This window comes from Paenibacillus sp. AR247 (genome assembly GCF_002968895.1).
Classification (GTDB): Bacteria; Bacillota; Bacilli; order Paenibacillales; family Paenibacillaceae; genus Paenibacillus_AQ; species Paenibacillus_AQ favisporus.
Genome location: NZ_PCZT01000005.1, coordinates 21725 through 34773, shown reverse-complemented (window position 1 = coordinate 34773; position 13049 = coordinate 21725). Strand labels below are relative to the sequence as shown.

General features: G+C 54.2%; 15 protein-coding genes and 1 pseudogene. 10 read left to right on the top strand and 6 right to left on the bottom strand.

Annotation, left to right across the window (positions count from 1 at the left end):
• Positions 1 to 393: tryptophan--tRNA ligase (locus tag CPT76_RS38900; protein ID WP_483870034.1), on the bottom strand; the 393-nt coding region annotated here is incomplete at its 3' end.
• Between the two features lie 453 nt (positions 394 to 846).
• Here CPT76_RS38900 and CPT76_RS04155 point away from each other — a divergent pair.
• Both CPT76_RS04155 and CPT76_RS04150 read left to right on the top strand, forming a co-directional pair.
• Positions 847 to 1827, top strand: coding sequence for an aldose 1-epimerase (locus tag CPT76_RS04155; protein WP_105442026.1), 981 nt, complete (start codon positions 847 to 849; stop codon positions 1825 to 1827).
• A 199-nt stretch (positions 1828 to 2026) separates the two neighbouring features.
• Entirely contained in the window at positions 2027 to 2266 is a 240-nt protein-coding gene (locus tag CPT76_RS04150; RefSeq protein ID WP_076175232.1) for an alpha/beta-type small acid-soluble spore protein, read from the top strand.
• A 271-nt stretch (positions 2267 to 2537) separates the two neighbouring features.
• Here CPT76_RS04150 and CPT76_RS04145 read toward each other — a convergent pair whose 3' ends face one another.
• From CPT76_RS04145 to CPT76_RS04135, 3 genes are all read right to left on the bottom strand, one after another.
• Positions 2538 to 2945: an O-methyltransferase gene (locus tag CPT76_RS04145; protein WP_076175130.1), complete on the bottom strand. Its 408-nt coding sequence runs from the start codon at positions 2943 to 2945 to the stop codon at positions 2538 to 2540.
• 365 nt (positions 2946 to 3310) lie between these two features.
• Positions 3311 to 4249: an anti-sigma factor gene (locus CPT76_RS04140; RefSeq protein ID WP_105442025.1), complete on the bottom strand. Its 939-nt coding sequence runs from the start codon at positions 4247 to 4249 to the stop codon at positions 3311 to 3313.
• Positions 4215 to 4835 (bottom strand): RNA polymerase sigma factor, encoded by a 621-nt coding sequence (locus CPT76_RS04135; protein WP_076175134.1) that lies wholly within the window; start codon positions 4833 to 4835, stop codon positions 4215 to 4217. The genes CPT76_RS04140 and CPT76_RS04135 overlap by 35 nt, the downstream gene beginning before the upstream one ends.
• 258 nt (positions 4836 to 5093) lie before the next feature.
• On the opposite strand from CPT76_RS04135, the gene CPT76_RS04130 reads away from it, so the two are divergent.
• From CPT76_RS04130 to CPT76_RS04120, 5 genes and pseudogenes are all read left to right on the top strand, one after another.
• Positions 5094 to 5954, top strand: coding sequence for a COG1470 family protein (locus CPT76_RS04130; protein WP_258168072.1), 861 nt, complete (start codon positions 5094 to 5096; stop codon positions 5952 to 5954).
• Entirely contained in the window at positions 5951 to 6064 is a 114-nt protein-coding gene (locus CPT76_RS41870) for an NEW3 domain-containing protein (protein WP_374954606.1), read from the top strand. Before CPT76_RS04130 ends, CPT76_RS41870 begins: the two co-directional genes overlap by 4 nt.
• A gap of 183 nt (positions 6065 to 6247) precedes the next feature.
• Positions 6248 to 6622: pseudogene (locus tag CPT76_RS42435) on the top strand (ABC transporter ATP-binding protein); the annotation flags it as partial.
• Positions 6611 to 7201 (top strand): ATP-binding cassette domain-containing protein, encoded by a 591-nt coding sequence (locus CPT76_RS42430; RefSeq protein WP_483870035.1) that lies wholly within the window; start codon positions 6611 to 6613, stop codon positions 7199 to 7201. The pseudogene CPT76_RS42435 and the gene CPT76_RS42430, both read left to right, overlap by 12 nt.
• 118 nt (positions 7202 to 7319) lie before the next feature.
• A complete protein-coding gene (locus tag CPT76_RS04120) occupies positions 7320 to 8252 on the top strand; it encodes an ABC transporter permease (protein WP_244364647.1) in 933 nt (310 codons plus the stop codon).
• An 86-nt stretch (positions 8253 to 8338) separates the two neighbouring features.
• Here CPT76_RS04120 and CPT76_RS04115 read toward each other — a convergent pair whose 3' ends face one another.
• Entirely contained in the window at positions 8339 to 10321 is a 1983-nt protein-coding gene (locus tag CPT76_RS04115; RefSeq protein ID WP_105442022.1) for a M3 family oligoendopeptidase, read from the bottom strand.
• Positions 10322 to 10457: 136 nt separating this feature from the next.
• Here CPT76_RS04115 and CPT76_RS04110 point away from each other — a divergent pair, with 136 nt between their 5' ends.
• Both CPT76_RS04110 and CPT76_RS04105 read left to right on the top strand, forming a co-directional pair.
• A complete protein-coding gene (locus CPT76_RS04110; protein WP_076175142.1) occupies positions 10458 to 10628 on the top strand; it encodes a YycC family protein in 171 nt (56 codons plus the stop codon).
• Positions 10625 to 10855, top strand: a complete 231-nt coding sequence (locus CPT76_RS04105) for a hypothetical protein (RefSeq protein ID WP_105442021.1) — start codon at positions 10625 to 10627, stop codon at positions 10853 to 10855. The genes CPT76_RS04110 and CPT76_RS04105 overlap by 4 nt, the downstream gene beginning before the upstream one ends.
• Before the next feature lie 82 nt (positions 10856 to 10937).
• Here CPT76_RS04105 and CPT76_RS04100 read toward each other — a convergent pair whose 3' ends face one another.
• Positions 10938 to 11639 (bottom strand): DUF2225 domain-containing protein, encoded by a 702-nt coding sequence (locus CPT76_RS04100; protein WP_181152682.1) that lies wholly within the window; start codon positions 11637 to 11639, stop codon positions 10938 to 10940.
• Between the two features lie 565 nt (positions 11640 to 12204).
• Between CPT76_RS04100 and CPT76_RS04095 the strand changes: the two genes are divergently transcribed.
• Positions 12205 to 13049, top strand: an 845-nt coding sequence (locus CPT76_RS04095; RefSeq protein WP_105442110.1) for a nucleoside recognition domain-containing protein, incomplete at its 3' end; no start/stop codon positions are given.

Genomic DNA, 13049 nt, shown 5'->3' with positions numbered 1-13049 from the left:
TGCCGCCATCAGCGCGGGATAGACAAACAATCCGGCGCCTACGGAGTCCTTGCCGGCCGATTTGTCTTTAAACTGGGTCATACGTTCAAGCTCGCCCATCGAGGTGAGCGTCGTCAGCAGCCATCCCAGCTCGGCATGCGGCGGAACATGCGATTGCATATACACGTTGGCCTTATTCGGATCAATGCCCGCTGCGATAAACAAGGCGGCTACCGCCTCGGACTGCTCCCGGAGCGCCTCGGGTTCCTGGGGTACCGTAATCGCGTGGAGATCGACGACCATAAAATTGCACTGATAGTCGTTCTGCAGTTTTACAAAATTTTTCATGGCTCCGATATAATTGCCGAGCGTCAGTTTGCCGCTGGGTTGAATGCCGGACAGTACGGTTTTCATCAACAATCCCTCCAACTTTAAAAATGGTAAAAACAAAAAAGGCCCCACGCCCGCAAGGGACGTGAGACCGTGGTGCCACCCTTATTTGCTGCAAGCCGCCCATGTGGAAGCGACAACTGTCAGCCTTTCTGCTTCCGTAACGTGGAATCGCCGGCCGGTCTACGCAGGAAGTCATGGTTGCTTCCGTTCAACGCGGCACTCAAGGGTCCATTCGGCAAAATCGGCTCCACCGGTTCGCATCAACCACCGGCTTTCTGAAGGTTACGCCGTCTTTGCTTACTTGTCCCTGTCATCGTGTTTACATAATCATTGAAAGCCTTTTGCAATGCCTATGATAAAGCTCAGATCGTCGAATTGTCAAACCCCTTTTTTTACGAAACGCCATCAAATCTGTTATGATATGGGTTAGATATTTGAAGGCTAAATGAATTTAGAGGAAAAAGGAGCAACGATATGAAACAAGTGACCAAAGGGCAATGGAACGGATACGATACCTATATCCTGCATAGCCGTGAGCTTGAAGTCACACTGCTGCCATCGCTTGGAAACAATGTCATTTCCATTTTAGACCATACCCTAAATCGGCAGGTCGTTCGGAGACCTGATGACAACGATCTGGAATTCTACCTGCAAAAACCTTACCATTTTGGCATGCCGATGCTGATTCCCCCGGGACGGATCCGCGGCGGCCATTTTGAATACGAAGGCAGATCGTATCAGTTCGACCGGAACACCGCCGGTGACAACCATATTCACGGTCTCCACCGGACGCAGTCCTGGAGAGTCAGCGATATCGAAGAAGACGAAGAAGGCTGTGCAGTGACCTCGGAGTTCCTGACCTCGGACGATCCACACTGGATGGAGCAGTTTCCCGCACCGCTGAAGCTGGAAATGACGCTTCGCCTTCAAGGGTCCAAACTGACCCAACATTTAAAGGTTACCCACCTGGGGGACCATCCGATACCTTTCGGCATCGGTTTTCATACATGGTTTTTGCTTGACGGGCAGCCGGGAGAGTGGACGCTTACCCTGCCTGTAAGCGCGGAATATGCGCTGGATAAGGATTTAATTACGACTGGCGAGCTCCTCCCGCTTGGACCGCTCGATCAGCTCAATCAAGGACTCAATCTGGCCGGGACCAACTTCGACACTCCGCTCCGGATCGGGGAAGGACAGCCTGCGGAAGCCCTGCTGATGCGCAGTGACGGGTACGGACTGAAGTATTCTGCGGATCCGAAGTACTATAAGCATTGGGTTCTCTATACGAAAGGCGAAGCGGACGAGTTTTTGTGCATCGAGCCATATACCTGGCTGCCGGATGCGCCCAATCTTGCCGCGGGACCGGACCTGACGGGTCTGATCCGGATCGAGCCGAAGGCATCGGTCGAGATGGACCTGACGCTGGACATGGTCTATCCTTCTGAAGACCATTAAGCCGACTCCTTAGAATCAGGCATAGGAAAACGCGGATTTTCAAATTTACAAATAACAGGGCTGCATGCTGCTTGAAGCGTGCGGCCCTTTTTGCGTTATCCTCTATTTACCAATTTATATCTCCATTCTTGCTGCATGTTTTCAAATCTTTCGCACCATAATAACTCCATAAAGTTCAAAGGAGGTGACAAACATGGGTATGGGTCAAGGTCAAAACCAAGGACGCGGAAGCCGCTCGAACAACCTGGTGGTTCCACAAGCTAACGCTGCTCTTCAACAACTGAAACTTGAAGCTGCACAAGAGCTTGGCGTTCAAATGCCACAAGACGGATACATGGGCAACTACACTTCCCGTGAGACTGGTTCTTTGGGAGGTTACATCACGAAACGTCTGGTACAACTGGCAGAGCAGCAATTATCGGGTCGTTCCGGCCAATAATCTGCATTTGTATACGTTGATATCATGATGAGCCGGGCCCGGCGCGAGCCGTCCCCGCCTACAAAAGGCAGCCTCTGGATTATTCCAAGGGCTGCCTTTTTCTAATTATAGAATTTATAAAATTTTCAGCGGAGCTAACCATTCAATCATCGCAAGAAAAACTTCCGCTAAGCCTGGTCTGTCTTCTGTGCTAATCAAACTATTCGGATATTCATGGATAAAGTCATACTACAAAAGCAAGAAGGGATGATAAAAATAAGTCCACGACGAACTACGACAATTCTGTTACTGTTTCAGGATATGTATGTCTCGGATACCGGATCATCAGGTTAGCCATGTTATAGTTGGATTCCAAGATGGCATCCACCGCAATGAGCCCCTGCCGGATCGTAAATTCGTAGCTGATTTCACCGTGAGTCCAGTGGCGCTTGTATTTTAAACTTTCTAAAGCCATGAGACGAAAAGACGAGTACTGTACTGGAGTCAGTCCGGAATCCTGGGAATGAATTTCCCCGTTCCGTCCTTCCAGCGGATGATGCCGGATACCAAATTTACCAATGACATTATTTCGTATTTGCACAAACACCGTGCCGGATGATAGTCCTGACAGCTCTTCTTCCAGTTCCTTAAACACTAAATCCAATTGCCTTGCCAAAGATAACTGCTCGGTTTTGATCATCTTTTTCCCCCTCTCCAAAATTCGCCAAAACTCATAGGGCTTATGACTCATTATAAGACAGCATGTAGTATCATACAACAACATCAAACATAATTGGGTAATAATTCCTATTATTTTCGTTAAAGCAATTTTATTTTCGGCAACAAATCGCTATATTTCTGGTTATTTTGACAAAATGTGATTTCCCCAAGGACATTCCAAGAAGAGCGCGAAAAACCACGAATCCACTCCAATGAACGCTACCCCAAATCTATTTCGATGATCCCATCACCCAAAAAACAGTCGGCTTAAAGCGACTATTCCGGGCTAACGCGAAACCTGAAAAGAAAAAAGCCCGAGGGCATTTGAGATCCCCCAGGCTGACGCTACTCCCTGTTATCATCGACAGACACCCTTAGTGCTTCGGGTCCGGTCGGAACCCGGCTTCCGCCCTTAGGTTCCAGACTGATCACAATTTGGTCCGGGTCCATGGTCCCGTATCCGTAATAATAACCTTTACCCTCGGCCTTACCCGTCATCAGCATTCCCATGCTGACCGACCGTTGCTCATGCTGCAGCCATACCTGGTAGGCCTTTTCCTCCGGTGGCTGAAGGCCTTCGATCACGATCAGCATCTCACCCGAATCCCGGTCGATCCACACGCCTCCCGATCCGTGGAGCGGCGGAAGCGGCGGAATCCGGTACTGATCGTAATTGGCCGACTGCATAACAGCGATTTTGGATGTAAAGGCTTGATCGATAGAATCGGCGGACGGCATCTCCCGATGCTTGAAGGAGAACAGTCCGGCAACGACGCAGCCTGCAACAACCGCTGCCGCTGCGGCAGGTACAAGGTAACGCCGCCAGCGGACAAATCCTTTTTCCAGGGAACGGAGCCGGGCCAGAAGCCGCATTTTGCGGCCCAGACGGGCGGAAGGGCCAGGAGCTGCGGAAGAGGCCGCAAACGGGCCAGCTACCTCGCTGGAGGCCTGCCAATCCGCCTCTGATGCGGTTTTCTCTTCGGTACCCACAGCCCGTATCGGCGACTCGGGCAGCGACGTGCTCAACGCTGCAGCGGTTGGCTGGCTATCCAAAACCGAGGCTGGCTCGCTCATTACCGAGCCGACCAGCTCAACGGATTGCATCACCGTCTCCCACTCGGCAAGGCGCTCCCTGCAGTGGGGGCAAGCGGCGGCATGCTCCTCGACGAGGAGACGCTCCGGCTCTTCCAGCTGTTTCATCGCATAATCGACCAGCTTTTCCTCGGGCAGCACAGCACAGCCTTCAGGATTATTGCTCCCATTTTCCCGAATGGACAACCGCATGCGGTTCACCTCCCTCGCCGGCCTGGGTAACCTGGCCCTGTTCCAGTCTGCTGCGTAAATTCCGGATGCCGTAACGGATCAGCGACTTCACGGTTCCGACCGGCTTCTGCATCTTCTCAGCCAGCTCGCGGTGCGTCAGCTCCATCATATAGCTCCCGTAGAGCGCCATTCGCTGCATGGGCGGGATGCTGCGCAGCGCCGCCCTCACCTGCTCCTGATCCAGATGCCGGAACGCTTCCAGCTCCGCCGATTCCAACGTCCGCTGCCAGCGCATAACGGCCGACTCTTCCTGCGTCCGCTGCAGGGCGGCCATCCGCTGCTTTTGCCGGAGGCGGTCCATCGCCCTGCTTCGGACACGAACCGCCAGCCACGCTTCCACGCTGCCCCTTTCGGGATCGTAGTGCCCCGCTTTTTCCATCACTTCGATAAAAATTTCCTGACAGACATCTTCCGCTTCCACCCGGTCCTTCATCCAGTATTCCGCAAGCCGGTAAACCATCGGAGCAAACGCATCATAGAACCGGTCGAAAGCCGGAGCCGAGCCCTCTGCAATTTCCTTCAACCACGCTTCAGGACGGTCCTGCATGATGGAGTATCCCCCCTTATTCTCTTCATTCCCTTGATCCGGCCTGCCCCCTGCACCCAAGGTCCCGAAGAGAGCGCTGGCCGCCGTTTTTACAGCAACATTCTAGCAAAAGAATTTCGCGTTCGGACTCCCCTCCTCCGTGATTTTATCCCTTTTTAAGCAAATTTTTATCTTCTTTTAATCTTCCGGTAAATCCGGTGGCGGCCCTTCATTCGTATTCCAGATGATCACCAACACACATGAGGAGGGTTCTGTTTCATGACACGTTTCTTGAGGATCATCACACATGCCGGCCTGGCGCTGATGCTCTGCATCGGCTTCCTGATCGCCAGCACGGGAAGTCCGGTCCATGCAGCCGGAGGTCTGACGCTGTACACTACCTACACTTCCATTTCCGTGCCTCCCGGAGAATCGCTGAATTACAGCGTGGAGTTGAAAAACAACTCCGGCAGCGTCATTACAGCCCCGATATCCGTTACCGGTCTGCCCGAAGGCTGGACGGCCAAAATTTCGGGCGGCGGTTGGGACCTGAACGAAATTTCGGTTATGCCGGATTCATCGCAAACGATCTCCCTGGACGTGACGGTTCCGATGCAAATCGACAAGGGAACCTATCGCTTTACGCTGTCGGCGGGCAGCCTCGCGTCTCTGCCCCTTTCGGTCAACATCACGGAAAAGGGCACGTATCAAACCGAACTGACGACCGATCAGGCCAACCTGGAGGGACACTCCGACGCGACCTTTACCTATTCGGTGAACCTGTCCAACCGCACCGCCGAAAAGCAGACGTATGCGTTAACCGCCCAGGCTGAGAAGGGATGGGACGTAACATTTACGGCAGACAGCAAACAGGTCTCTTCCGTCGAAGTGGACCCAGGGGCTGACAAATCCATTACCGTTGATGTAAAGCCGGCTGAAAACGTGACGCAGGGTACCTTTAAAATACCGATCCGCGCTTCCAACCAGACAACGAATTCCGAGCTGGAGCTCGAAGCCGTCATTACCGGCAAGTACAGCATGGAACTGACGACGCCAAGCGGATTGTTAAGCACCGACATTAAGGCAGGCGGAGATAAAACCGTTGAGCTGCTGGTCAAAAATCCGGTACCGCCGACCTGACCAACATCAACTTCACCTCCACGGCGCCAACCAACTGGGAAGTCAGCTTTAANCCCAAAACGGTCGATAAGCTCGCCGCCGGCAAGTCCACACGGTGGAAGCCAAATTGACCGCAAGCGACAAAGCCATCGCCCTGTCAAAGGCTCCGTCCTGTGGGGCTGGATCGGCGTGCTGATCATCCTGGTCATTTTGGGCGGCATCTATGTACTCATTCGTAAATACGGGAGGAGATAACGTTGGCGGAGACAGTCATCGACATACAGCAGTTGACCAAAAGCTACGGCACCCATAAAGCCGTGGACCATCTGTCCCTTCAAATCCGCCGCGGGGAAATCTTCGGCCTGCTCGGCCCAAACGGCGCAGGCAAATCGACCACCATTCTGATGCTTCTCGGCCTGAGCGAACCGGACGGCGGAAGCATCAATGTGCTGGGGCTGGATCCGACGCGGCGGCCGATTGAAGTCAAACGCCGCGTCGGTTACCTGCCGGACGACGTCGGTTTTTACGAAGACTGGACCGGCCTTGAGAACTTAAAGCTGACCGCCCGCCTTAACGGCATTTCCGACAAAGAGGCGGAGGAGCGTTCGCTCTATCTGCTGAAGGAGGTAGGGCTGGAGGATGCTGCCCATAAGAAGGCCGGGAATTACTCCCGCGGTATGCGGCAGCGGCTCGGACTCGCGGACGTTCTGATCAAGCGGCCGGAAATCATCATCCTCGATGAGCCGACGCTCGGCATCGACCCCAAAGGGATCGATGAGCTCCTCGGCCTGATCCACGGCCTCAGCCGGGACCAGGGCCTGACGGTGCTCCTCTCCTCGCACCAGCTTCACCAGGTACAGCAAATCTGCGACCGCGTCGGCCTGTTCGTCAGCGGCAGGCTGCTGGCCGAAGGAAACTTGGAGACGCTGTCCAGCGTCCTGCTGACCGACACGCCGCTCTTGATCACCGCCGAGGTGGACCGGGCGGATGATGCGCTGCTGGCTGACCTTCAGAGCGTGGAAGGGGTCAGCTCTGTCCGGATCGCGAGCGGGGATCAAGACTCGATGAGACCGGTGGAGGACCGGACGCGCCTGGAGATCGGCGTCAACGCCGACTGCAGTCCGGAGATCGCCCGGACGGTCGTCGCGTCGGGAGCGGCCCTTTACGGGCTGCAGCGCAAGGAATACGGCCTGGATGAAATCTACCGGCGATATTTTGCGGGAGGTGAGGACCTTGGAAGCAAGCGTTCTAAAAGAGCAGCTAAATAAAGCCTGGGACACGGTCAGCACCCCGTTTAAGGACGGCATCGGCCGGTTACGGGGCACTGTTCCCTCCGACCGGGAGCGGTTCAACCGGGTAAATGCGAACCCGGCGGCATTCCGCGTCCTGGTGCGCAAGGAAATTTCCGATCATGTCCGGAGCTGGCGCTTCCTGCTGCTCCTGGCGATCATCTTCCTGACCTGCGTCGCCTCGCTGTATACGGCGCTGAACAGCCTGCAGGACGCTATCAAATCCACGGACGGCTACAGCGATTTCGTCATCCTGAAGCTGTTCACCACCTCCGACGGCACCCTGCCGTCGTTTATCGGATTCATCGGCTTCCTGGGCCCGCTGCTTGGCATCGGCCTCGGCTTCGACGCCGTCAACAGCGAGCGGAACAAAGGCACCCTGAGCCGCATCATGGCGCAGCCGATTCACCGTGACGATTTGCTGAATGCCAAATTTATCGCATCGCTCACCATCATCGGCTTCATGTTTCTCTCCCTCGGGCTGCTCGTGCTGGCCCTCGGTTTTCTGATCGTAGGACTGCCGCCGTCATTCGAGGAGCTGCTGAGAATCCTCAGCTTCCTGGTTGTCACGATCGTCTATATCGGATTCTGGCTGAACTTATCCATCCTGTTCTCGGTTAAATTCCGCCAGCCTGCCACATCGGCGCTCTCGGGCATCGCCGTCTGGCTGTTCTTCAGCTTCTTTTACGATATGATCCTGAATTTGATCTCCTCGGGCCTTGCGCCTAACAGCGACACGGCTTCGGTGGACGACATGGTCCACCATGTCAGCTTTATGCTCGGGCTGAGCCGGATTTCACCGTATACGCTGTTCAATGAGGCGACCTCGACGCTGCTGATGCCGACGGTGCGTACACTGGGTCCGCTCACGACGGAGCAGGCTTACGGCGCGATTGACAGCCCGCTCCCCTTCGGGCAGAGCCTGCTGCTGATCTGGCCGCAGGTCACCGGGCTGATCGCCCTGACGCTGGTCTGCTTTGCGATCTCGTACGTCATGTTCCTGCGTCAGGAAATCCGCGGACGTTCCTAACCTATGCCCCGCTTGATGCACTTTACGGAGGGCGGACATCGGACAAAAGCGATTCCATGTTGCTATCCAGTCCCACAAGAGTGCATTTAGCGGTCGTCTTCTTGCGATGCGATATAACAAGTCCGTGTCTCCCAAACTAATGTATCATCAAAAAAGCAGTCCCTTTGAGGCGTAATGAACCCCAAGGGACTGCTTTTTGTGTGGTGTGATCTATTCCACTTAACCGAACCCTCCGGCTGGATTACACCAGATGGTCGGTCATGGCCAGGAACTGCTTGACATCCTCTGCCGTCAGATCTGCCGCGGTCTGCCAGAAATCGCGGATCTGCCGCGGTCTGCCAGAAATCGCGGCCCGTCAGATCGGCGTTCAGGTGCTTCTTCGCCAGCTCCTCCACCGTCATGACGCCGGTATCGCGCAGCAGGGCGTCGTATTTATCGGCAAAGCCTGCGCCTTCCTGAAGCGCGCGTGCATAGATGCCCGTGCTGAACATGTAGCCGAAAGTATACGGGAAGTTATAGAACGGCACACCCGTAATATAAAAATGCAGCTTCGACGCCCAGAAATGCGGATGGTAAGACGACAGGGCGTCGCAATACGCTTCCTTCTGCGCTTCTTCCATCAGCGCATTCAGCTCCTGAACGCTGAGCAGACCGCTTTCCCGTTTCTCATAGAAACGGGTCTCGAACAGGAAGCGCGCATGGATGTTCATGTAGAATGCGACGCTCCGCTGGATTTTGTCTTCAAGCAGCGCCAGCTGCTCCTGCTCATCGGCAGCCGATTTCACCATCGCGTCCGATACGATCATCTCCGCGAAGGTAGATGCCGTCTCTGCAACGTTCATTGCATACCGCTGGTTCAAGATCGGCAGCTCGTTCATCAGGTGCTGGTGATAGCCGTGTCCGAGCTCATGCGCCAGCGTCGAGACGTTCGAAGCCGTTCCGCTGAACGTCATAAAGATCCGCGTCTCCTTGCTGAGCTTCAGCGATGTGCAGAAGCCGCCCGGACGCTTGCCAGGACGGTCTTCCGCCTCGATCCAGGACTTGTCGAAGGCCATCTCGGCAAAATCAGCCATGCGCGGGCTGAACTTGCGGAACTGCTCCACGATCGTTTCCGCCGCTTCCTGGTAAGAAATCGTGCCCGAAGACTTGCTGATCGGCGCTTCCACATCCACCCAGCTCAGACGGTCCTGGCCGAGCAGCTTGGCCTTGCGCTCCATATACTGCAGCAGCATCTGCTTGTTGTCCTGTATGACATTCCACATGGCGTCCAGCGTCTCACGCGACATGCGGTTGATTTCAAGCGGCTCCTTCAGCACTTCGTCCCAGCCGCGGCGTCCATACAGCTTCAGGCGGAATCCGCCGAGGTGATTCAGCGTATCCCCGCAGAAGTCGGCTTTGTCCGACCAGGCTTGCTCCCACTTCACGAACATCGACTCGCGAGTCTCCTTGTCCGGACTGTCCAGCTTATTGGCCGCCTGCCCGGCCGACAGCGACACGGTCTCGCCGTTTTCTTCAAACGGAATTTGGATATGGCTGACGATCGTATCATACATGCTGCTCCAGCCATGATATCCGTCAATGGCCAAATCGAGCGCGAGGCTCTCCATGTCCGGACTCATCATTTCGCGGGCTTGGTCGCGGCTCTCACTGAGGACGAAGGCCAGCTGCCGCACCTGATCGCGGCCGATCCACTGCGCGAACGTCTCATCATCGGTCGAGCGAAGAATATGGTCAAAGTCGGTCATGATTCCATTAATGAGCGCCCGAAGGTTCGCCAGGCGGCCGCCCAGCTGAACGGCCTTCTTATCCTGCTGGTTCTGTGCCTGCAGGCAGCTGACGAACGCGCTGGCTTCGGAGAGGCGGGCAATAGTGCCCTGCAGCGCTTCAATAAACCCGTCAAACGACTCGGTCTCTTTTGGGCTCGCCGGCGCCTTGGCTGCCTTGATTTCGCCCTGAAGGCTCTTCAAATCCTGCTCCAGGGAGTGAAGGAAGGTATCGAACTCGGCGGAAGCGGAGCCGCCCGGAAATACGGATTCAAGATTCCAAGTTAATTTCAGGTCTTTGTTCATGTTCGAATCACCTTTCTCATCATCATTTTTATTTTATTTGATTGGCCTCATGGTAAGGTGTATAACTATAAAGACGAAACCCTTATGTTTCTGCCCGGCAAACCGGGCTTATTCATACAGAGGAGGGATACTCACCATGAGACCATTGCAAATTTCACCGGAGACCGCCGTGAAACTATCCGAGAAGCTGGGGGTTCCCCTGGAACACCTGATGCACATGCCGCAGCATATCCTGCTGCAGAAGCTGGCGGAGCTCGCCAAGGAAGAAGCCGGCAAGCAGGACGGCGATGAAGGAACCAAATCATGATTCCGTTCTCCAGAACCTGGCCTTACGACAAAGTGATGGGCGATATTTATGTACATGAATGTCCGTTCTGCGGAGCGAACAATGTGAGGCTGCCCCTTAAGCCAGCTGAGCTTCGCAGCATTCATGAAGGAAAGAAAAAGCTGCTCGTCTTTCCCTGCTGCAACAACAGACTCCATATCATCGACACGGACAACGATTATTTGCTGTTCGACCAGGATATTCGCTGATCGAACCGGCTGATCTGCTCCGGAAAGAAAACACGCAAAGGCATGCCGTGATGAACACGGTCTCCTTGGCGTGTTTTTACGTTCAGGCGGGATTCATCTCGCCCGGCAGCTCCATTCGCTTGTCCAGCATCTCTTGCCGCAGCACGCCCCACTGCTCGCGTGAAGCGTGAATCATGGCTGAATCCACGATATGTTTATCATTGATGACTTTGGAGAACCACTTGACCGCCTGATGGAAATCGCCTGTCCGGCGGTTCAGTTCCCCAATCAAATAAAGCAAGCGCGCGTTGTTCGCTCCTACGCCTTCCAGCTCATACACCCGGATATAAGAATCCAGGCAGTATTTCAGAAAGCGCTGTTCCTGCTCCTCGTCGCCCTTATACCGGTAGAGCCAGGCAATATGGTGCAGAAGGCTTGCGATAATCCGATCCTTCTCTCCGATCGTCTGCGCGCACAGCAAGGCGAGCTTGTAGGTCTCAAGCGCAATTTCCCAATCCCGGTGTCCGCTGTAGTCCCGCTCGATCCAGCGCTTGCCGATTTTCTCGGCAAACTGCTTTTTCTGCACATCGCTCAGCCGTTCTGTTGAATGCTCCGTAGACGCAAAACCGCACTTCGGGCATACCCTGACCACATAATAGTCGGGATTCTCGTTGTTATAATAAGCACAAAAATCCGCATCCGTACGCACGGCCTTCTTAAAGCTCGGACGCACCCGTGACGTGGAAAATTGATGCTCGCAATTACAGCATACTACATTAATGGAGTAAAGAGGTTCCAACGCCACATCCATACATTCCTTTCATGCCCAGTGTCCTCATCGATGCTTGTCTCTTTCCGGGCCTTCCGCCGCTGCTTACTCGAATGAATCATCAAAATGCAAAGTACATATTATTTCCATTATATCAAAAACCAAAAACAAAATAACCCCACAAAGTGGGACCTGAGCTTTAAATCAGGGTCTCAGATCCTCTGCATGAGCCTCGCGGAAGGACAAGTCCCTATGCACAAAAAAAGGCGACTAAACGTAAGTTTAGCACCTTAGGACATCTTCAGTAACTGCTCCAATCCTCTTCGCCGGGATGGACCAGTGATTCGCGAATGACATACACGAAGGCGCAGACAAGGAGACCGGCGACAATACTCATGTTCTCATCACTCCATCCATATATTTTAAACTTGAAATGAAGTTAGTTGTTGTACTGTATATTTTACCATATCTCCACCAAAAATACAGCACTTATTGTAAACGCTTTCCCAACTTTTTTGTACTGTTTGTCCGATGACATTCATAAAATTTAGGAACATAGGTGTGATTCTCATGTCCCATATTCGGAAGGGAGGCTGCGAATTTGTCCGTAAAAAGGCTGGGTTTACCGCTCATGATTGCGTCTATGGCCGGATTGTTAGTGCTGATGCTGTGTTACCCCGGCCCTTATTTGGAATCCGCCCTGCGGGGCTTGGCCATTTGGTGGGACGTCCTGTTTCCGTCGTTATTTCCCTTCTTCATCATTTCCGAAATGATGCTGGGCTTCGGCATCGTTCACTTGTTCGGCACGCTGCTCGATCCGCTGATGAAGCCGCTGTTCCGCATTCCCGGAAGCGGAGGATTCGTAGCCGCGATGGGGTATGTGTCAGGCTATCCCATCGGGGCCAAGCTGACGGCCAAGCTGTGGGAACAGAAAATGCTCAACCGGGAGGAAGGCGAGCGGCTGGTGGCCTTTACAACCTCTTCTGACCCGATATTTCTGATCGGAGCCGTATCGGTCGGTTTTTTTCATTATCCCAAAATCGCGACCATTCTGGCGCTTTCCCATTACGGCGGCGGTTTTCTGATCGGCCTCCTCATGCGTTTCCATGGCAAACGGGGCTCGGTGACCGAAATTCCGGCTGGCGGAGCCCCGGTTCGCGGCAGCCGGCTGCGGCGGGCGTTCAACGCCATGCATGAAGCCAGAATGAACGACGGCCGAAGCGTGGGCGAGCTGCTTCAGCAGGCGGTCGAATCTTCGCTGAAGCTTATTATTGTCGTGGGCGGACTGGTTGTATTCTTCTCGGTATTTTTAGAGATACTTACCGAAGCGGGGGTAATGGCGTTCTTCTATCGTCTGCTGGAAAATGGCCTGACGGCGCTCCAGTTCCCTCCATCCCTCTCGGAAGCGCTCGTTGGAGGCTTATTTGAGGTCACCCTGGGCGCCCG